Origin of the sequence: Staphylococcus microti (assembly GCF_000934465.1) — a bacterium.
In the GTDB taxonomy this organism is placed as follows: Bacteria; Bacillota; Bacilli; order Staphylococcales; family Staphylococcaceae; genus Staphylococcus; species Staphylococcus microti.
The window spans coordinates 74424-96495 of sequence record NZ_JXWY01000002.1 but is presented as its reverse complement, the minus strand read 5'-3'; the positions used below and the strand labels follow the sequence as shown (position 1 = coordinate 96495).

Annotated in this window: 17 protein-coding genes; 8 read left to right on the top strand and 9 right to left on the bottom strand. The window is 39.6% G+C overall.

The window, feature by feature from the left end; translation table 11 throughout:
* The first annotated feature begins 85 nt into the window (after positions 1 to 85).
* Complete coding sequence (locus TP70_RS00610; protein ID WP_044358588.1) at positions 86 to 1876, top strand: ABC transporter ATP-binding protein; 1791 nt, start codon at positions 86 to 88, stop codon at positions 1874 to 1876.
* Entirely contained in the window at positions 1863 to 3650 is a 1788-nt protein-coding gene (locus TP70_RS00605) for an ABC transporter ATP-binding protein (RefSeq protein ID WP_240626948.1), read from the top strand. The genes TP70_RS00610 and TP70_RS00605 overlap by 14 nt, the downstream gene beginning before the upstream one ends.
* Before the next feature lie 54 nt (positions 3651 to 3704).
* On the opposite strand, the gene TP70_RS00600 is transcribed toward TP70_RS00605, so the two are convergent.
* A complete protein-coding gene (locus TP70_RS00600; protein WP_044358585.1) occupies positions 3705 to 5087 on the bottom strand; it encodes an alanine/glycine:cation symporter family protein in 1383 nt (460 codons plus the stop codon).
* A 470-nt stretch (positions 5088 to 5557) separates the two neighbouring features.
* Positions 5558 to 7513, bottom strand: coding sequence for a fructose-bisphosphatase class III (locus TP70_RS00595; protein ID WP_044358583.1), 1956 nt, complete (start codon positions 7511 to 7513; stop codon positions 5558 to 5560).
* 555 nt (positions 7514 to 8068) lie between these two features.
* On the opposite strand from TP70_RS00595, the gene TP70_RS00590 reads away from it, so the two are divergent.
* The 4 genes from TP70_RS00590 to TP70_RS00575 all read left to right on the top strand — a co-directional run bounded on the left by TP70_RS00590 (position 8069) and on the right by TP70_RS00575 (position 11914).
* Positions 8069 to 9340 carry an MFS transporter gene (locus TP70_RS00590; protein WP_044358581.1) on the top strand — a complete coding sequence of 424 codons (1272 nt, stop codon included), beginning with the start codon at positions 8069 to 8071 and terminating at the stop codon, positions 9338 to 9340.
* Between the two features lie 147 nt (positions 9341 to 9487).
* Positions 9488 to 10075: a class A sortase SrtA gene (gene srtA / locus TP70_RS00585; RefSeq protein ID WP_044358580.1), complete on the top strand. Its 588-nt coding sequence runs from the start codon at positions 9488 to 9490 to the stop codon at positions 10073 to 10075.
* Positions 10076 to 10206: 131 nt separating this feature from the next.
* The gene (locus TP70_RS00580; protein WP_044358579.1) at positions 10207 to 11352 is read left to right on the top strand and encodes a glycerate kinase family protein; all 1146 of its coding nucleotides are present in this window, start codon (positions 10207 to 10209) and stop codon (positions 11350 to 11352) included.
* Between the two features lie 4 nt (positions 11353 to 11356).
* Entirely contained in the window at positions 11357 to 11914 is a 558-nt protein-coding gene (locus TP70_RS00575; RefSeq protein ID WP_044358577.1) for a tubby C-terminal domain-like protein, read from the top strand.
* Between the two features lie 38 nt (positions 11915 to 11952).
* On the opposite strand, the gene scdA is transcribed toward TP70_RS00575, so the two are convergent.
* The 5 genes from scdA to TP70_RS00550 form a co-directional block, all read right to left on the bottom strand.
* The gene (scdA, locus tag TP70_RS00570) at positions 11953 to 12627 is read right to left on the bottom strand and encodes an iron-sulfur cluster repair di-iron protein ScdA (RefSeq protein ID WP_044358576.1); all 675 of its coding nucleotides are present in this window, start codon (positions 12625 to 12627) and stop codon (positions 11953 to 11955) included.
* 145 nt (positions 12628 to 12772) lie between these two features.
* The gene (locus TP70_RS00565) at positions 12773 to 13462 is read right to left on the bottom strand and encodes an amino acid ABC transporter permease (RefSeq protein WP_044358575.1); all 690 of its coding nucleotides are present in this window, start codon (positions 13460 to 13462) and stop codon (positions 12773 to 12775) included.
* A 12-nt stretch (positions 13463 to 13474) separates the two neighbouring features.
* Entirely contained in the window at positions 13475 to 14155 is a 681-nt protein-coding gene (locus tag TP70_RS00560; RefSeq protein ID WP_044358574.1) for an amino acid ABC transporter permease, read from the bottom strand.
* Position 14156: 1 nt separating this feature from the next.
* Positions 14157 to 14999 (bottom strand): transporter substrate-binding domain-containing protein, encoded by an 843-nt coding sequence (locus tag TP70_RS00555; RefSeq protein ID WP_044358572.1) that lies wholly within the window; start codon positions 14997 to 14999, stop codon positions 14157 to 14159.
* Positions 14996 to 15745 carry an amino acid ABC transporter ATP-binding protein gene (locus tag TP70_RS00550; RefSeq protein ID WP_044358571.1) on the bottom strand — a complete coding sequence of 250 codons (750 nt, stop codon included), beginning with the start codon at positions 15743 to 15745 and terminating at the stop codon, positions 14996 to 14998. The genes TP70_RS00555 and TP70_RS00550 overlap by 4 nt, the downstream gene beginning before the upstream one ends.
* A 176-nt stretch (positions 15746 to 15921) precedes the next feature.
* Between TP70_RS00550 and TP70_RS00545 the strand changes: the two genes are divergently transcribed.
* Entirely contained in the window at positions 15922 to 16992 is a 1071-nt protein-coding gene (locus TP70_RS00545; protein ID WP_044358570.1) for a PTS transporter subunit IIC, read from the top strand.
* A gap of 427 nt (positions 16993 to 17419) precedes the next feature.
* Here TP70_RS00545 and pflA read toward each other — a convergent pair whose 3' ends face one another.
* On the bottom strand, positions 17420 to 18184 hold the full coding sequence (gene pflA, locus TP70_RS00540; protein WP_044358568.1) for a pyruvate formate-lyase-activating protein: 765 nt from the start codon (positions 18182 to 18184) through the stop codon (positions 17420 to 17422).
* Positions 18185 to 18350: 166 nt separating this feature from the next.
* Complete coding sequence (gene pflB / locus TP70_RS00535; protein WP_044358567.1) at positions 18351 to 20600, bottom strand: formate C-acetyltransferase; 2250 nt, start codon at positions 20598 to 20600, stop codon at positions 18351 to 18353.
* 290 nt (positions 20601 to 20890) lie between these two features.
* On the opposite strand from pflB, the gene TP70_RS00530 reads away from it, so the two are divergent.
* Positions 20891 to 22057 carry a hypothetical protein gene (locus tag TP70_RS00530; protein WP_156962248.1) on the top strand — a complete coding sequence of 389 codons (1167 nt, stop codon included), beginning with the start codon at positions 20891 to 20893 and terminating at the stop codon, positions 22055 to 22057.
* The last annotated feature ends 15 nt before the right edge of the window (positions 22058 to 22072 follow it).

The window sequence follows — 22072 nt, the reverse complement described above, 5'->3', positions numbered from 1 at the left end:
TGAACCTTAATTTGTATATGATAGTAGATATAACAAATTTTTGTAACTTTCAACTAAAATATAGGCAACATGGGGGTGACATTGAATGAAAGTATTTCGAGATTTAAGTTGGTTTTTAAAACAAGAGAAAAAGCGCTATATCATTGCTTTTATAGCGATGTTCGTAACGACGTTTTGTAGTTTGATTCCGCCACAAATTATCGGGTTTGTCATCGACCATATTACGAATAAGACATTGACGCCCAGCTTGTTAACGATGTATTTGGCGATTATTTTTGGCTTGGGGATTATGATCTATCTGTTACGTTTTATTTCACGTATGCAGCTGTTCGGTGCGAGTGCAAAACTCGGGCGTATTTTACGTGAGCGACTTTATTCAAAATATACGCTGATGAGTCCGTCCTTTTATCAAAAGTATCGAACGGGCGATTTGATGGCGCATGCGACAAATGATATTCGTGCCGTTCAAAGTTCAGCAGGTATCGGTGTGCTAACGATTGGCGATGCACTGATTACGGGCGGGATGACACTTGCGATGATGGCAATGACAGTGAGTCCTAAGTTGACATTGATTGCGATTTTACCACTTCCTATTTTAGTGCTGGCAACGAACTATTACGGACGTCTGCTACATAAAACTTTTAAAAAAGCACAGGCGGCATTCAGTCAGCTCAACGATAAAACGCAAGAAAGTATTTCGGGGATTAAAGTAACGAAGTCGTTCGGTTATGAAGCAGATGACGAAGCCGACTTCCGTGAGCTGAGTGATGATGTCGTTGATAAAAATATGCGTGTCGCGAAGATCGATGCATTATTTGATCCAACAATTCAGTTAGTATTAGGCAGTAGCTATTTGCTCAGTATGGGCTTTGGTGCTGCGATGACATTGCGTGGCGAATTGACGATTGGGGCACTCGTCACTTTTACAACGTACTTAAGCATGTTAGTTTGGCCGTTGCTGGCACTCGGCTTCTTTTTTAATATCGTGCAACGTGGACATGCGTCATATGATCGTATCCGTCTGATTGAACAAGTGGAAAATGATATACAAGATAAAGCAGTGACGGATGCAACACCAGCAGGGGATATTGTGTTTCAACTGGCGCAATTTCAATTTCCGCATGAAAAGACACCGCGCTTACACGACATTCACTTTACTTTGAAAAAAGGAATGACGGTCGGTATTGTCGGCAGTACGGGTTCTGGTAAAAGTTTATTGTTGCGCTTACTATTGCGCGAATTCGACACTGCACAACCAAATGATATTCAATACGGAGATCGTCCAATTCGTGACTATCCAATAGATACATTGCGTGCACAATTTGGCTATGTGCCACAAGAACACTTTTTATTTTCATCAACGATACGTGGGAATATTGCGTTTAGTCAGCCAGACGTGTCGGATGACGTGTTGTACCATGCTAGTCAAATGAGTCATATTCATCAAGATATTATGGCACTGCCGGATGCTTATGAGACAGTTGTAGGGGAACGTGGTGTGTCACTATCAGGTGGACAGAAACAGCGTATTTCTATTGCACGTGCGCTGATGACAGATCCAGAAGTACTTATATTAGATGATGCATTATCAGCTGTAGATGCCGAGACGGAAGCGGCGATATTGCATAACTTGAAACAAACACGACAAGGCAAGACGAATATGATTACAGCACATCGTATGAGTGCCGTGATGCACGCAGATATGATTTTAGTGATGCGTGATGGCACGATTATTGAGCGAGGTACACATGATGACTTGATTGCTCGTGGTGGTTGGTATGCAGATACGTTCCATGCCCAAGCGATGCAAGCACGTTTAAGGGAAGATTTGACGCAGCAAGTAGAAAGAGGTGGTCATGATGGTGAAACATTCTAGTGAAACAACACGACAACTTTCAGCTAAAGAACAATGGCACGTATTGTTACGCTTATTACGCTATACACTTCCTTTTAAAAAATTGATTGCGTTTGCGTTAATCATGCTCGGCTTGTCGATTGCGGCGAGTATGAGCATTCCATACCTTGTAAAAGTTTTTATCGATGCGTATTTATTAAATGGTACAATGTCTGATCAGCAAGTTGTTTGGCTATTTATCGCATTTATTATTATTCAAATCATCGGTGCTGTGACGACGTATTTAAGCGTCTATTTCTTACAATATTTGGCACTCAAAGTCATTCAGCAACTGCGTATTGATGCATTTCATGATATTACACGACTCGGTATGGCGTTTTTTGACGAAACACCGAGTGGCAGTATCGTGTCGAGATTAACGAATGATACAGAAGCGATTATCGAGATGTTTACAGGTGTTTTAACGTCTTTCTTACAAGCGTTCTTTATGATTATTGCCAGTTTTGTCATGATGTTTGTTTTGGACATTCGTATGGCCTTTTTTGCGATGTTATTTGTGCCTGTGGTCGTAGGGATATTGGCATTGTATCGTCGCTTGGCATCTGTTTATTTCAATGCGACACGTCAGCGTTTATCTGATTTAAACGCCAAGTTAGCAGAGTCGATTGAAGGCATGAAAATTATTCAAGTGTTCAATCAGCAACAACGTTTACGTCAAGAGTTCGGCGCGATTAATGACGCACACTACGAGCAAACGATTAAGACGATACGTTTAGATAGCTTAATGTTACGACCTGCGATGACAATGCTTGCAACATTTGCGACTGTGATGATTCTCGCTTACTTTGGCGTGTTAAGTTTTAGTGAAACTGTAACGGCAGGTGTGATTTACGCCTTTATTCAATATATGCAACGTTTCTTTGAACCAATTAACCAAGTCAGTCAAAATTTAAATATTTTCCAACAAGCGATTGTATCAGCGAGTCGAGTGTTTAATATGATGGACAATGAAACGACTGCGCCACAACAACAAGAAGATACAACAGCAACGATTCAACAAGGGCGTATTGAATTTAAAAATGTGAGCTTTAGTTATGACGGTACACATGATGTGTTACATAACATTTCCTTTACTGCCGAGCCGGGACAAACTATCGCGCTTGTCGGTCATACAGGCTCAGGTAAAAGTACGATTGCCAATCTTTTTATGCGTTTTTATGAGTTTGACCGTGGAGAAATTTTGATTGACGGTGTGTCGATTAAACAATATGCACAACAAACATTGAAGCAGAGTATTGGACTTGTATTGCAAGATCCATTTATTTTCTATGGCACAGTGGCATCGAATATTCGCTTGTATCATCCAACTATGACGTTTGAGCAAGTCGAAGCAGCAGCGAAGTTCGTCCATGCCCACGACTTTATTATGCGTTTACCAGACGGCTATGAACATCAAGTAATTGAGCAAGGGCGTGCCTTTTCAAGCGGTCAGCGTCAGTTAATTGCGTTTGCACGTACAATGGCGATGGATCCGAAAATATTGCTCCTTGATGAAGCGACCGCAAATATCGACTCTGAAACAGAAGAAGCCATCCAGCAATCATTAGCCAAAATGCGTCACGGACGTACGACATTAGCGATTGCACACCGTCTGTCGACCATTCAAGACGCAGATCAAATACTCGTTCTTAATAAAGGTGTGATTGCAGAACGTGGCACACATGAACAATTACTAGCCCAACGCGGCATTTATTACAATTTGTATCAACTACAATTAAGAGGCGAGTTAACGTAATAAATATCAAAAAACGACCATCAGCATGTTCAGCTGTGGTCGTTTTTCACACTATTAAGCTTTGTTAATAGATGGTTTGAAGTAATCATCTGTTTCACGTTTAATCACTTTGTATAGCAATAAGATACCGACTAAGTTTGGAATCATCATCATTGCGTTTGCGACGTCTGCGAACAGCCATACTGTACGCAAGTCAGCAACTGTTCCTATAAACGTTGCGAATACGTAAATCACGCCATATAACATCACGTATTTTACGCCGAATAAATATTCGAAACATTTCGCACCGTATACGAACCAAGCGATGATTGTTGAGAAACCAAAGAAGATTACTGATAATGATACAACATATTCACCTAATGTACCGAGACTAGAACCGAAAGCAGCACTTGTTAATGCACCGGCTTCTAATTTTGGATCGTGTGGTACGCCAGATAATAAACCACCACTTGGATCCCAGAAACCTGTAACGAGTAATACGAGTGCTGTCATTGTACATACAACAATCGTTACAATAAATGTCCCTGTCATGGCAACGAGTGCTTGAATCGCAGGATGGCCTGATTTCGCATTACCTGAGATCAAAGCAACAGTCCCTAAACCAGCTTCGTTTGAGAAAATCCCTTTTGATACACCATTTTGAACGGCCTGCATAACCATAATACCTGTAAAGCCCCCTGCAGCTGATACAGGTGTGAATGCATATTGGAAGATTAAACCAAACGCAGGAATAATTTTGTCGTAGTTAATCAACATGATTGTAACGGCAGCACCGATGTAGAAGATGGCCATCATTGGCACGAATACGCCTGCAACGTTACTAATACGTTTAAGACCGCCAAAGATAATTAACGAAATTAAAATGGCTAAAATAATTCCTGTAATAAAGCCGCTAACATTGAAAGAATTCGTCATAACATCGGCAATTGTGTTAGATTGTACGCTGTTACCGATCCCTAATGAAGCGAAGGCACCAAATCCTGCAAACGCAACGGCTAAGAATTTGAACTTTGATCCGAGTCCTTTTTCTATATAGTACATCGGTCCGCTTGAATATTCGCCGTTTGCATTTTGCTCACGATATTTTATGGCAAGTAAGGCTTCGGCATATTTGGTTGTCATACCGAGTAAACCAACGACCCACATCCAGAATACAGCGCCGGGTCCACCTAGCGTTACTGCAGTCGCTACCCCTGCGATGTTCCCGTTACCGATCATTCCGGCAAGTGAGGTCATCAAAGCTTTAAAGTTACTAATGTCTCCTTCGCTTTCTGATTCTTTTTTATCTGGGACGAAAGCGAGTTTGAAGGCATGGAATAGCTTTGTAAATTGCATGCCTTTAAGTACAAAGGTTAAAAATAAACCTGTCCCAGATAGTAAAATTAAACTTGGGGCCCCCCATAACAGCCCATTAATTTTCTCTAGGATTTCTATCACACATAACCCCTCCAGTATTTCCACTTCATAAGTAAACGCTTTCATCATTATAGTACACATTAAAATCAAATGTAAAATATTCTCTTTAACGCACTATTTTCATATAGCGACGCATGATGACTGCCCTTAACAAAATGTTTATAATTTTGGATTTTTGGTCTATGTATTAAATGAAAATAACAAATAATGCGCTTCTTTATGAAATGGTACGATTGATATAGTTTAGAATCGCACTATAAAATTTTACATCTTTCAACATTAAAAATCTACTCAAATCAGAGAAATATAACAAAAAATAGTCAGAAGTTCAAAACAAATGACTCAAAATTAATAAGAAATAACAAAAATAAAAAGGAAGATGATTAAGAGGGATTATTATATTTTGATAACTTGTCAGTTTATCTGGAGTAAAAGATGCAAAAAGAAAGCTATGTTGCTTAAATAATTTAAACAACATAGCCGTATACACCTTATTTCATATAGCGATAGGTCATCAGTTCTTTCAACATATCAATTTCTTTTTGTAACTCGCAACCTTTATTCGTATCTTTAATCAACTTACGCTCAAGTTCTTCGTCCACAACACGGCGAATTGACAGTTCATCTTCGCCCGTTTCAAGCACGTTTTCTTTCGAGTTGAACTCTTGGTGTGCCACGAGTTGCATGCCGAATGAGTTATAAAGCAAAGTGTAGCCTGCAATACCTGTTGTTGACTGGTACGCTTTTGAAAATCCACCGTCGATTACGAGCATTTTGCCGTTTGCTTTAATTGGATCTTCGCCGTCGCGCTCTTTGACAGGCGTATGCCCGTTAATGATACGACCTTGTTCTGGATCCATATCAAATTCTTGCAGCATGTATTTCACGTGTGATTCTTGTTCACGCAAATGGTAGTAAGGGTTCTTTTCTTCTTTATGTGTTGTTTTGTCTTTAATAAAGTAACGTTCGAACGTTGTCATTGCACGTTTACCGAATAAGGAAGAATATTTACCCGTCCATAAATACCAGACTAAGTCTGTTGAAATATCATCTTGCTCGTCTAAATGTTCATATGCATAACGAACATGTGCTTCAAATTCATCAACGAGTTCGCGGCCAGCCGCATATTTACCGTCAATCATCATACCTTCCATTTTGCCTGTTTCATCAACAGGGATACAGCCGTGAATCAGTAAGTTGCCGTTATAACGTAAGTAGAGCGTCCCTTTTTTCATTAAGAAGTCGATATGACGACGTAATTTCTCAGATTCTTGGAAAGCAATTAGCAGGCGATCAATAACTTCTTGTTCTTCTTCTAATAGGGCTGTCGGATTACGTGGATCGACGGTTTTAAAGCATGTATTTTCTAATGGATAAACTGTCCCGTTGATTTCAAGGGTGTTTTCACGATAGTTCACTTTATCTAATAATAGGCGAGAATCCATATCAAATTCAGGGCAACGTTTAATAATCGGCGCTTCAAGCTTAAATTGAATAATCGCAATCGCTTGATGAATTTTCGTAATTTGAAGTTGTTCCGATGCAGATGGTGTTTTTTCTGGGTGCTTTTTCGGACGGAATGCCGGGTTATCGCCATAATATTTCTCCGCAAGTGTGAGCAATGGACGTAAATTAATACCATATGCGTCTTCAATAATGTCTAAGTTGTCATAGCGTGCACAAATGCGCAGTAAGTTTGCAAGACAGACTTTTGAACCTGAGTAAGCGCCCATCCATAACGCATCATGGTTCCCCCATTGAATATCGACAGAGTGATAATCAATCAACGTGTCGATAATTTTATCCGGATGTGGCCCACGGTCATAAATATCGCCGACAACGTGTAAATGATCGACAACGAGACGTTGAATCGAATTAGAAAGCCCCGTAATAAGTTTGTCGGCTTGATTCAAGTCAATCACTTGGCGAATAATCGTCGAGTAGTAATCCTTTTTGTTATTGTAACGATTCGACTTGTACAACAACTCTTCAATAATGAAAACATATTGTTTCGGCAAAGCTTTTCTTAATTTTGAACGTGTATATTTAGATGATGTATATGTAACGAGTTCCAACAATTGTTTAATTGTCGCTTCATACCATTGATTACGCGCTTCTTTAGAGTTAAAGTTCGCTTTAATGCGCTTGATTTTGTCTTCTGGGTAATACACTAAGGCGATCAACTCATTAATATCTTCTTCAGAGAGACGATCATCAAAAATATCATGAATTTTAGATTGAATATTACCAGAGCCGTTGCGTAGGACGTGTTGAAAGGCATGATACTCACCGTGTAAGTCACTGACAAAGTGTTCCGTCCCTTTTGGCAGTTCTAAAATAGACGCCAGACTAATCAACTCTGTCGCAACTTTTTCTTCTGAATCGTACTTTTCAGCGAGCAAGTCGAGATATTGTCGCTTCAGTTCTGTTTCTTGTGATGATTGCATGGAATTGACACCTCTTATAGTCATATTTTTGTTTTTCTAAGCGCTTCCAATTCTATTAAACCACATTATTTGCTGTACGTTAATTAACATAATTTGAACAATATGTGCATGATGCCCATATTAGCGTAGTAAGTGGCTATAAAATGTGATGGCTATATGGTTTTCACAGCAGTTGAAAAAGGCGTGTGATGATACCGAATTTTGCTACAAGTTAACAATATACATTTTAACTCATTTAAGTTAGTTGACATGTGAATCACGATGAATGGTATGTTACTTAATGTTTTGAATGAAAAACGCAATAAATAAAGCGATTTCATAGTTACGTTAAATACTATTGTAAAATAATAAATGAAAACGAGAATTCTTTGCGATAATGACCTTTTAAAATAACTAAAATATTGCGAGAATAAGAGTTCGTTTGTGATATATTGCACAAACTAAATTAGTCATTTTTAGCATTAAAAATTTTCTTGTAAACGTTTTACCCGTGTGGTATATTCAAAATGCTAATTTAAAGGTCATCTGATGACCTAATGAAAGCGGGGAAAAATAATGAACAAGAAAAAAACAAATGTCCGTTGGATGTTTGCAGGGATTTTCTTCTTGATCGGGGTTATTGCCTATATGGACCGAGCGAACATTTCATATATCGCAGTACCAATGATGGAAGATTTACATTTATCAAAGACGCAATTCGGGTTCTTAGCGTCATTCTTCTCACTAGGTTATGCACTTATGCAAGTGCCTGCAGGGTTCTTAGCTGAGAAATTCGGACCTAAGAAAATGATTTCAATTGCGTTAGTATGGTGGAGCGCATTCACAATCTTAACTGGATTAGTGAAAAACCACGGTTTACTTTACTTAGTACGTTTCTTATTCGGTGTTGGGGAAGCGCCGATGTATCCATCAAACGCTGTGTTTAATACACATTGGTTTGGTAAAAACGAAAAGGGTCGTGCATCAAGTGCGTTGTTAGCAGGTTCATATTTCGGACCAGTATTAGCACCATTCATCACGGTTGCAATTTACAACACATTCGGTTGGCAAGCAGTATTCTATATTTTCGGGGCAATCGGTTTCTTAATCGCCATTTTATGGATTATTATTGCGAAAGATTTACCAGAACAACATGCAATGGTTAACGAAGCAGAGAAACAATTCATTATGGAGAATCGCGATGTTGTGTCAACTGACAAATCATCAGCACCATGGGGTATCTTCTTCTCACGTTTTAGTTTCTATGCGATTGCAGCACAGTACTTCATCGTACAGTTTGCGATTACATTATTCTTAATATGGTTACCATCATACTTAATGGAAACATTCCATATCGATAACTTAACAATGAGTAAAATCGCAGGGATTCCATGGTTTATGATGTTTATCGTTATCATGTTAGGTGGCGCAATTTCAGATAAGATTTTAAGTGCTGGAAAGTCACGTTTCGTAGCACGTGCATCTATTGCTATTGCAGGTTTCGCTGTATTCGGTATCGCATTAAACTTTGCCGTATCAGCACAAACATTAACAATGAACATTTTCTGGATGTCATTCTGTTTAAGTGGTATCGGCTTATCAATGGTAATGAGCTGGGCATCAGCAACTGACTTAGGTCGTAACTTTGCTGGTACAGTATCTGGTTGGATGAACTTATGGGGTAATATCGGTGCGATGTTGAGTCCAATCTTAGCAGGTTACCTTGCGACAATGGTTGGTTGGTCTACAACATTACGCTTAATGTTAATTTTAGTTGTGATCGCGATCGCATTATGGTTCTTCGTTAAACCTGACGAGCCATTAATTAAAGACGAATCACAAGCATAATAGAGATGAAAAGCTAGGACACGCGCAATGTCCTAGTTTTTTTGCTTTTTTTAAAGGAGAAGTTGTGTCCAACGCATTCGTATAGGTGTTTATCAATTTTTTATGGTAGAATAGTGCTACATATTTTAGAACGAAAGAGGCTATTGAATGAAACGTTTAAAAAGTATTTTAATTCCACTTATTGGTGTTGCACTGATTGCCGGTGGATTATATTTAGTGTTTAAACCTAAAATTGACAGTTACTTCGCACAGCGTGAAACGGATCAAAAGATTGAGCAATATGAATCTCAACAAACTAAGACGCAACAAGAAATTCCTAAAGATAAGTCGAAAGTCGTCGGCGTGTTGCGTGTCCCATCTGTCGATATTGAAGAAGCGGTGTATCCGGGTGCAGCCACACCAGAGCAATTAAAGCGTGGTGTCGCATTTGCCGAAGAAGATGAGTCACTGTCTGACCAAAACATTGCGATTGCAGGTCATACAGATTATAGCTTATTCAACCAATTTACAGATTTGCATAAAGCGAAAAAAGGCGATAAAGTGACGTTCACAGTCGGTAAAGAAGTGCGTAAGTATAAGATTACCTCAATTAAAGATGTCGATCCGACAGAAGTAGAAGTACTAGATGAAATGCAAAAAGATAAAGATCAGTTGACGTTGATTACGTGTGATGACTATGATCCGAATACAGGGCAATGGTTGAAACGTAGCATTTATGTCGCTGAAGCAGCATAGAAAAACGGAATGATTTAAAATTATGGCTTGTGAGCATCAATATGTTCATAAGTCTTTTTTTGTATGGGACAATAATAGGGAATTTTAAGATATAATAAAATTATCAATCAACAACAAAGAGGTGCTTATGTATGAAACGATTATTAATTGCGCCAGATTCATTTAAAGGGTGTATGACTGCCATGGAAGCGGCGGAAGCCATTGAGCGTGGTTGGCGAGCAGCTGTGGGTGATACATGGTCTTACTACAAAGTACCAATGGCAGATGGTGGAGAAGGCACAACACAATCTTTGCACGATGCGCTTAATGGCACGTGGGTGACGACAACTGTCACCGGGCCATTAGGTGAGCCTGTTGACGCCTCGTACAGCATCGCATTTAATGGCACGACTGCGATTATTGAAATGGCAGCAGCGTCTGGAATAGACTTATTGACACCCGAGACGCTGAACCCTCTTAATGCAACGACATATGGCACGGGAGAACTTGTTCGTGATGCGCTAGATCATGGTGTCACACGCTTAATTATCGGTATTGGTGGTAGCGCAACGAATGATGGGGGTGCCGGCTTTTTACAAGCATTAGGTGTAAAACTGCTTGATGCTCAAGGTCGAGCGTTACCATTTGGTGGTGCAGCGCTACAACACCTTGCACATATCGACACGACATATATGGATCCGCGATTAGCACATGTCGATATTGAAGTGGCATGTGATGTGACGAATCCATTGTTAGGGCCATCAGGTGCTACAGCGGTATACGGCCCGCAAAAAGGTGTCACGCAGGAGACATTCCCAATACTTGAGCAAGCACTAGCGCATTATCATGCAGTCATTCAACGTGACCTTGGGAAAGATGTCGCAACGGTACCAGGTGCCGGTGCTGCGGGTGGCTTAGGAACAGCGTTGTTAGCATGTCTACCTGTCACAATGCGCCGTGGTGTCGATATTGTGTTAGATGTCACGAAATTTCGACACTATGCGTTAAACTGTGACTTAGTTGTAACAGGTGAAGGGCGCATTGACGGACAGACCGCTTTTGGTAAAACGCCCGTTGGTGTAGCAAAAGTGGCGAAGATGTATGGTAAACCGGTCATCGCTGTTGCTGGAAGTATTGGTGACGGGTATGAAGCGGTCTACCAACAAGGTATCGATGCAGTTTATAGCATGTCCTCAGGCCCAATATCTTTAGCAGAAGCATTGGCACAAGGGCCAGTCATGTTAGAACGTTGGGCAGAAAATATGGCACGTTTTTATCAAACGATGAATAAGGAGTGATGGGATGACAACGTATCATTACAAGGAAAATCTTTTAGATAGTTCTACAAAAGAAATGCCAATCTATGATGAACATGAGCAACATGTGATGATGATGCGCGTGTTACACAACAAGAAACATCGGGGATTCTCTGGATGGCTAGGTGCGTTAAAACAAGAATATGAAATTACGGATGGCAATGATATATACTATGTACGTCGACAAAAGTCATTTCGTTCACATTTCTATCCAGTGTGGGATGTGTACCATAACCATCAATTAATAGGGCAGTTTACGGTCAGCGTATCTATATTCAAACCGAAAATACAGTACGCCGATGTACAAGGGAATGAATTAACATGGCAGACAGGCTTATTATCACATAGTGTCACGGCAACGGATTCACGCGGTGACGAAATTGTAAAATCAAAATCAAGTTATTTTAAAATTAGAACGACACACGATGTGACATTGCAGACGAAGGACTATTCGCCATTGTTGTTACTGTTGCTTTTCCAAGTGACATTTGAATACTTTGAAATGATCAAAAACGCAAGTTCAAGTGCAAGTACATCCAACTAAAAAAGACTGGCATCTCGCCAGTCTTTTTTATATCGTCATTATTGACTTACTTTCGGGAATAACACATGGTTTTCAAGGTGTACATGTGCATGTGTTTCTTGTTCCAATGCTTCTAAGCGGTTGTATACGAGACGCCAAGTACCACACGCTTCCATTGGTGGTTGATAGTCGTTCGTAAGTTCACGCATTTTTTCAAGTAAAGCACCTGTACCAGTGTGATCATCGACTAATGATTGGATCGCTTCATCAAGGTCAGCAACCGTTTCACCATTATGTGCTTTAATTAATTTAGGGAATGTTTCATTATCTTCTTCTTCAGTGTGTGTCAGCATGCCTGATTTATACGTATCGTAAAGTTCTTTCAACTCCACTAAATATGGGTGATTTGGCCCGTGCACACGTGCTAATTTCGTCACGTATGGTGTCAGTTGTTTGAACTCTTCACGCAATGTTTCATGATAGCGGGCTTTAATGTATTGAATTAAAGAAGGGACATCTAAATAACTTGGATTAATACCTTCTCCTTGAATTTTGCTTGCTTCTTCTAACTCAGGCAAGAGTGTATCTATATCAACGCGCTTGTTGTCTGCAGCTGCTTCATCAATTGAAATTTGGCCACCACAACAAAAATCAATGCCATACTTACGGAAAACATCAGCAGTTTTTGGATATTTTGTAACGACGTCTGCTACTTTTTCTGTTGTTTGTATCATTTCGAACATCCTTTCTCTATATGAGTGATATCTCCATTGTACGCCCTTTGTGATAAATTGAACATTAGGGAAATGGCTAGATAATGATAGAGAAAGCACCTAATTGATTCTCATTCTCATGGTTTTTAGTGAGAATAGTTGATTGTTACGCACGTAAATAACGGGTTGTGCGTGATTCGAGATGATGAAACACATATTCTAACAAAATAGCGAGCGCCCAATAAAAGATAACAGCAATCGTATACACTTCAACGAATCGGTAGCCTTCATTGGCAATAACCGTGCTAACACCCATAATTTCAGGAATTTGGATGGCAAAAGCAAGTGATGTCCCTTTGATGAGCATAATAAACTGGTTTTCGATGTTCGGTAACGCATAGCCATACGCTTGTGGCAATACGATACGTGTATAAAGGTGCCACTTGCTGAGTCCGATTGTTTGTGCCGCTTCGTACTGATCATGGGATACGGCGAGTAACCCACCTTTAATACTTTCAGATAGATAGGCAACGGCATGTAATGAAAATGCAACGAGTGCAATGGCGAGTGGGTGGAACATATCCGGATTCAGCTGCCAGTTGAACTGTGCATTTAGCCAAATAATGAGCGCAGGTAAGCCATAATAAAAAATAAATAATTGAACGATGAGTGGCGTACTACGCATAAAAGAGTTGTACACTGTAATCACTTGTGACAGTACAGGTATGCGTCGATATTGAATGAGCGCAAAAAGACTTCCGGCAAGGACCCCAATGATCATCGCAATAATGGCAATGGCGATCGTATAAGGAACGCCTTTTAAGACTTCTGTAAATGCTTCTATCATAAATGACATAACGGATCCTCCTTATACTTGATATGGGCGACTTGTACGGTGTGAGACATAGGCTAATGCGCCTTGAACGATGAGTGCGAGTGCCCAGTAAATAACAGATATGACAATATAGACTTCTAACATACCGAGACCGTAGTTGTTACCGATAATCAGTTGAACTTGTCCCATCATATCGATAATCCCAATGGTAAATGCGAGCGATGTATCTTTAATTAACTCAATAATTTGTGTTGTTAAGTTCGGTAAGCTATTGCGCAATGCTTGTGGTACAACAATACGGCGGATGACTTGCGGGTAAGACAAGCCGACTGTGAGACCTGCTTCCACTTGTGCATAGGGTACGGATTGATAGCCTGCACGAATCACTTCTGACAAGTAAGCACCGGTGTGCAATGTAAACGCTAAGATAGCGAAAAAGAGTCGGCTGAATTGGTTAATATCAATGCCGACGATGAGTAGCACTTGTGGCAACGCAAAGTAAACGAGAAAGAGCTGTAACACAAGTGGTGTACTACGACTGAATGATAAAAAGACACGCACAGCAGGGTTGAATATCGGTGTGCGACGAATGCGTATTATCGCAAGGACAAAACCTAAAATCAATGCAAAAAAGAGCGCAAAGCCAATCATAATAAGTGTCAAAGGCAGTTGTTGTAAAACTTGTTCAAATAAATGCAGCCAATCAACGTTCATCTCATTGCACCTCCAATGCATCTTTTTTACTGTTAATCGTATCTAAATCTTGATAAATATCAATGTCAAAGTAGCGGTGTGACAGTTCTTGTAATTTACCTTCATCTTTCAGTTCTTTCGTTGCACGATCAATGTCGTCATGTAATTGCTTATTCTCTTTATTGTAAACAATATGTAACGGTTCTTTAGAGACGATACCACCGATTTTGACATCTTGTTTTAACACTTTTTGAATGGCTGTATAGGTGTTCCAGTTAATAAACATCGCATCCCGACGCCCTTGTGAAATCATTTTTAAGTTATCGCCATTTGACGGTGAGTGAATCGTGTCAATATCAATTTGTTTGTCATGCGCCTCATTGTAGCGTGACAAAATAGAATAAAGACCGCCACTCGGTGCCATTGGCGTTAAGCGATAGTTCGGCATATCACTTAATCCATGAATCGTTTCGTTATCTTTATGAACAGCCAGCATTGTAAGTGAATAACTGTACGGCTCGTTTTGATAAAGAAACTTCTCTTCACGTTCGGGTGTTTTGAAGAACCAGTTAATCGCCATATCGAATTTACCAGCACCTAATCCGACTAAGTTTGCTTCTTCTTCGCCAATCTCATACTGGAAGTCATATTGCGGTAATTTCTTTTCTAATAAATGCATGTAATCCATATCTAATCCGATAAATTGATTGTTTTTATCCGTATATAAATACGGTGGATTCACTTCAGCTGAGACCGCCACTTTAACGACTTTTTTATGTTGCTTATTGGATGTTGTATGCTGTTGGCAACTTGCGAGTAACAATGCCAAACCAACGACTAAGCAGAGTTGGAACCATCGCTTCATAAGACCACCTGCTTTGTGCTAACACGATCTAGAAACTGTTTAAGACGTGGATGTTCGCGATCATGTAAAACTTGTTGTGGTGACCCTTGTGCGATGATTTCCCCATTGTCGATAAAGATAATTTGATCCGCAACGGCTTCAGCAAACTGTATTTCATGTGTCACTATAGTCATCGTCATGCCACGTTGTGCAATTTTTTGAATAAGCGCTAAAATACCAGATACAGATTCTGGGTCTAACGCAGAAGTCGGTTCGTCTAACAACAATAACTTCGGATTCAATGCGAGTGCACGAATAATACCGATACGTTGGCTTTGACCACCAGACAGTTGAATTGGGTAGTGGTCGGCGTGTTGACGTAAGTGCACTTCATCTAAAAGCTCGTAAGCCACTTTTTCGGCCTCTTTTTTGCTGTATTTTTGCCCGTATATGAGTCCTTCTGTAATATTCTCCAACGCCGTCTTATTATTGAAAAGGTTATAATTTTGGAACACCATCGCCGACTGACTGCGAAGTCGTTGAATATCTTGTTTGGTCGAATGACTAAAATCAACCGAGGCGTCATCAATTGAAATCGTTCCTTGTTGTGGTTGTACGAGCGCATTCAATGTGCGCAAAAGTGTTGTTTTACCTGAGCCACTCGGGCCGATAATGGCTGTAACGGTACCTTGTGCTTGCGTGAATGAAACGTCTTTCAGCACAGGTTTGTCGTGATAATGGTGATGTAAGTTTTTGACTTTTAGCATGCTGCATTCCCCCTTGAAAAATAAAGTACCACATTAATTCATATCAGTAAAGTCGGAATTATAAAAATAAAGACAGAAAATGAAAAGAAATATCTGTTTTATCGAAATAATCGTAAAAAATAACGTACAATAGCGTATAATAACGATGAGTAATCTAAAACATAGGGGGCATGTTTATGGAAACAAGCACAAATGACAAAATGACATTCAAAAAGTTTACGTTTAACGTATTAAATGGTTTGGCCGTTGCCATCGTTGTCGGTTTAATACCTAATGCGGTGTTAGGCGGTTTATTCCAATATTTAGGGCAAGAGCTACCATTCTTTACAACGTTACATCACGTCGTGCTAGGCATTCAATTTGCATTACCATTAATGGTAGGGGTACTGATTGCCTTTCAATTTAAACTCAATCCAATGGAAACAGCTGTAGTTGGTGCCGCTGCTTATGTTGGTTCAGGTGCAGCAAAAGCGACTGAAGCAGGTTGGCAAATCGCAGGTATCGGCGACTTGATCAATACGATGATTACTGCATCGATTGCCGTGTTAATGGTGTTATGGTTAAGTGGGCGTTTAGGTAGCTTAACGATTATTTTACTACCGATACTTGTTGGTGGGATTCCAGGTCTTATTGGGACATTGACATTACCATATGTCAGCAAAATTACATTAGCTATCGGTAACTTAGTCAATACGTTAACAACATTACAACCTGTTTTAATGTGTATTTTAATCGCCATTCTCTTTTCATTTATTATCGTGTCACCTGTATCGACCATCGCCGTTGGTCTCGCAATCGGTATTTCAGGTTTAGCAGCCGGTGCCGCCGCTATCGGTGTTGCTGCAGCAGCCGTAGTATTGTTTATCGGGACATTGCGTGTAAATAAGTTAGGGGTGCCGATTGCCATTATTTTAGGCGGTATGAAAATGATGATGCCGAACATTATCCGCTATCCGATTATGTTATTGCCGATTGGTTTAACAGCTGGTGTTACAGGCGCAGCGGGCGCACTCGTAGGCATTGAAGGGACAAAAGAATCAGCAGGTTTCGGTATTGTTGGACTCGTTGGGCCGATTAAAGCATTGTCATTCCTAACACATGATGCGATGACGAACGTCCTATTAGTCAGCCTTGTATTTATTATCATCCCGTTAGTTGTAGGCTTTATCGTCAATACGTTATTCTGCAAAGTATTGAAGTTGTACAAACCTGACATTTATCGATTCACAGCGAACGAAGAAAACTAAATAGCATTCAAAAAAAGTGAGACGGCAATGGCTATCTCACTTTTTGCTGCCTAAAACTTTATCAGTCTTTTGACTTCTTATCTTTACAAAGTATTTCTATTAGACTGTAAACGAACAAACTCAAAAATATAATTATTGCTAAAGAGATAAACATATCATGCCAAATAAAATAGATGGCAAGTATTAAAGCGAAAATAAACCAGATCAACTTTAAAAGTGCTTGCATATCATCACCTCTTTATTTTTTGATTTGTAATATACCATAACATGAAATTTTGTTTGCTTAGTCAAGATTCAACAAGTCTGAAACAGCATCCATTGTAGGTGAAAAGTAGAAATTGCCACAAACTAAAAGACACATGCGCAGGGGTTCGCATGTGTCTCATTTTATTTATTTACTATTGGTAGGAGTATGTCATTTTTATTCTTATGAACCGATCGATGTTAAGGGGGTAACACCGTTAAAGTTGACCAATTGATATGCTGCTTCTACCTCTTCGTCTGTTGGAGGGGAGACATCACTCAATTCATATGGAATGCCAAGTGCTTGCCATTTATGCACACCAAGTTGATGGTAAGGTAGTAGTTCGAACTTCTCTACATTACCAAGTTGGTTAATAAATTCGCCGAGTGCACGCAAGTCTTCCGGGGCATCAGTAAGACCTGGTACAAGCACGTGACGTATCCAGATGGGTTGGCCTTTATCGGCTAAATACTGAATATATTTTAATATATGGGTGTTGGGTTTTCCTGTTAATTTTTTATGCTTTTCATTATCAATATGTTTAATATCGACCATTAATAAATCAGTGTGGGGGAGCAATTGGTCGAAATGCTTTCTAAAAGCTTCTGTGTCATTCGCGCATCCAAGTGACGTGTCGATACACGTGTGAATACCATGCGCTTGTAATTTTTGGAACAATTCTTCAATGAACGGCATTTGAAGAAGCGGTTCACCACCACTTACTGTGACACCGCCTCCAGATGCTTGGAAATAGGGAAGATACGGTGTAATTTCAGCCACAAGTTCATCTGAAGTTGCTGTTCTTGATGGTTCGTTGATTTTCCATGTGTCGGGGTTATGGCAATATAAGCAACGTAGTAAGCAACCTTGCGTAAAGATGATGTAACGTAGACCAGGGCCGTCTACAGTTCCTAAGCTCTCTATTGAATGAATGTGACCTTTTAACATAGTATATCCCTCTGTTTCCTTTCATTTCTCTTCATAGATGTTTAAAAGTCGGACGATAAGCAGGACATCTCGTCCTGCTTATAATCACAACTATTGTTCTTAACTTTTGGATTGTCAGCATGCTAGGTGCAGGGGTTTAACACGTTCGCACTGCGCAATCACGTTCTTACATTGATTCGTGGAATGTACGAGAAATAACATCCAATTGTTGTTCGCGTGTTAACTTGATGAAGTTTACAGCGTAACCAGATACACGAACTGTTAATTGTGGATATTCTTCAGGATGTTCCATCGCGTCTAATAATGTTTCACGGTTGAATACGTTAATGTTTAGGTGGTGACCATGTTGTAATGCATAACCATCTAAAATACTTACTAAGTTTTGTTCTTGTGTATGTGCTTCTTTACCTAATGATTTTGGTACGATACTGAATGTGTTTGAGATACCATCTTTACAGCAGTCGTAAGGTAATTTTGCAACAGATGATAATGATGCTAATGCACCGTTTTCATCACGGCCGTGCATTGGGTTTGCACCCGGAGCGAATGGTTCGCCTGCTTTACGTCCGTCTGGTGTGTTACCAGTTTTGTTACCGTATACAACGTTAGAAGTGATTGTAAGGACACTCATTGTATGTTCAGAATCACGGTAAGTTTTGTGTTTACGTAATTTTCTCATGAAGCTTTCAACTAATTGAACAGCAATGTCATCAACACGTGGGTCGTTGTTACCATATTTAGGGAACTCGCCAGTTGTTTCGAAGTCTACGACAAGACCGTCTTCGTTACGGATAGGGCGTACTTCGCCGTATTTGATTGCAGATAATGAGTCAGCTGCAACAGATAGACCAGCGATACCAGTCGCCATTGTACGGTGAACGTCTGTATCATGTAATGCCATTTCAATACGTTCGTAGCTGTATTTGTCGTGCATGTAGTGAATAACGTTAAGTGAGTTCACATACACACCAGCAAGCCATTCCATCATTTCATCGAATTGTGCATATACTTCATCGTAATCTAAAACTTCAGATTCAATAGGTGCAAATTTAGGTGCAACTTGGTCGCCAGATTTTTCATCTTTACCACCGTTGATTGCGTAAAGTAATGTTTTAGCTAAGTTTGCACGTGCGCCGAAGAATTGCATTTGTTTACCAATTCTCATTGCAGATACACAACATGCGATACCGTAGTCGTCGCCATAGCTTTCACGCATTAAGTCATCGTTTTCGTATTGGATAGAGCTTGTTTGAATACTCATCTTCGTACAATAACGTTTGAAGTTTTCAGGTAAGCGTGTAGACCATAATACTGTTAAGTTTGGTTCTGGTGCTGGACCTAAGTTATCTAAAGAGTGTAAGAAACGGAATGAGTTTTTCGTTACCATGTGACGTCCGTCGATACCTACACCACCGATAGATTCAGTTACCCAAGTTGGGTCACCAGAGAATAACGCATTGTAGTCAGGTGTACGTGCGAATTTTACAAGACGTAATTTCATGATGAAGTGGTCAATGATTTCTTGTACTTCAGATTCTGTAATTGTACCAGCTTGTAAATCACGCTCAGCATAGATGTCTAAGAATGTTGAAGTACGACCTAAACTCATTGCAGCACCGTTTTGTTCTTTAATGGCTGCAAGGTATGCTAAGTATAACCATTGAACAGCTTCTTTAAAGTTTTCAGCTGGACGGCTTAAATCGAAACCATAGCGTTCACCAAGTTCTTTTAATTCTTTTAATGAACGGTATTGTTCAGAAACTTCTTCACGTAAGCGAATGACATCTTCAGACATTGTTGCTGAGATAGAATTAAAGTCACGTTGTTTTTCAGCCATTAAGAAGTCTACACCGTATAATGCAACACGACGATAGTCACCAATAATACGACCACGACCGTAAGCATCAGGAAGGCCAGTGATGATACCTGCTTTACGACAAGCTAACATTTCTTTAGAGTAGGCATCGAATACACCTTGGTTGTGTGTTTTACGGTAGTCTGTGAAGATTTTTTCAGTTTCTTTGTCTAATTCATAACCGTAAGCTTCACAAGCAGCTTTCGCCATACGGATACCACCGAATGGTTGCATCGAACGTTTGAAAGGCTTGTCAGTTTGAACGCCGACGATTTGTTCTAATTCTTGGTTTAAGTAACCAGCATCGTGAGAAAGGATTGTAGAAGGAACTTTTGTATCCATATCCCACATACCGCCACGTTCACGTTCTTCTTTCGATAGTTGCATCACTTGATCCCATAATTTTGTTGTTGCTTCAGTAGGACCAGCTAAGAAACTATCATCACCTTGATAACCAGTGAAGTTTAATTGAATAAATTCACGCACATCTACGTTGCGTGTCCAGCGGCCAGTTTTAAATCCAGCCCATGCATTGTTTTGTTTTTTCGGTTCTTTAATCATATGAATACCTCCAAATAGGTTTTGTTCATCATTTCACAATTAGTATAACAATCCATGTGAATAAAATCACGCAATTATTGAAAACGCTTTACAGTTGTCAAATTTTGGCTTTTATTTGGATATAATTCCGACATAATTTGATTGATAAATTACATATATTTATTTGACAAATAATAAAATTTCAGAAACATACAATGAATATGGATAGGATTTGAACAAATGGGTGAGTTATTCCGCTAATTTAGAAGAAAGGGTTTCACAAAGGGACGGTAACTCTGTACAATGAAAGTATGAAAAATGAACGAATGGGTGAGAATATGGATCGAGATAATGATTTTTTATCAGGTTTACTAGAAGGATTAACCGATGAAGAGCGTGCGGAGTTTGAACAAGCGCTTATGGGACAAGGTATTTTCCCAGAACAACCGAATTCAATTGTTGAATTAATGTCAGAATACACTGTGGATGACATTAAAGCGTTATGTAAGTCACATGGTATTAAAGGCTACTCTGGCATGAAAAAAGGTGAAATGCTCGTGCACTTTATTACAGAACTTGTGACGGATACATATATTAAGGAAGAAGTAGGGAAGATGAGCAATGATCAGCGCTTAGCGTTTGTGCTGGCACATCACTACAGTACAGACTTGTTACCACTTATTTCTGCAGTGACATTCCCTGATTGTTATTTAGTCTTTAATACAGATGAAGAAGATGGGTTATTCGCATTAGAAATACCTGCAGAAGTTGCTGAGCGTGTCGCAAAGTATATTGAACAAGAAGATGCTGACTTACAAGCACTGATTCAAAAATATCGTGTGTTTGAAGCGGCTACGAACTTGTACGGCTTGTACTCATATACACAACTTCAAAAGGTCTTTAAAACATACTTAGATGAAGAAAATACATTGATGGACATTCAGCGTTTCGTTAAACGTTGTGAACGTGTCGCACCTGAAAATGTCAACTATCGCTTAGTGAATGGTGCCATCATCTCACTAGGATTACAATTGGAAGAAGATGAACTGGCACATTTCTTGAAAGACGCACATTACTACATGCCTGAAACGGTTGAAGACATGTTGTACTTTGAAAGGAACGTCTTTAACTTGCCAGATGAAGATATGATTGACTTCTTATCTTGGTTAGATCGCAGTGTCATCAAGGATAATAACTATAATGCCACACCAGATCAATTAAACATTGAATTGTTAACAATGATGAAGCACGCCATTTCATATGATATGGTAGCAGACGTATTATTATCTATGGTGAACGACGGCATTTTACGTAAACGTGTCACAGCAACACACCAGAACAAAGTAAAGCCTGTTTATATGAAAATGCGTAACTGGATTTTCCACGGGCATACATTTGATGAATACATGCAAATTTTAGACAAAGAATACAAATACGATAGTTCAAAAATTATCGATATTAATGATCATAGAGAATAAGATGAACGTATACAA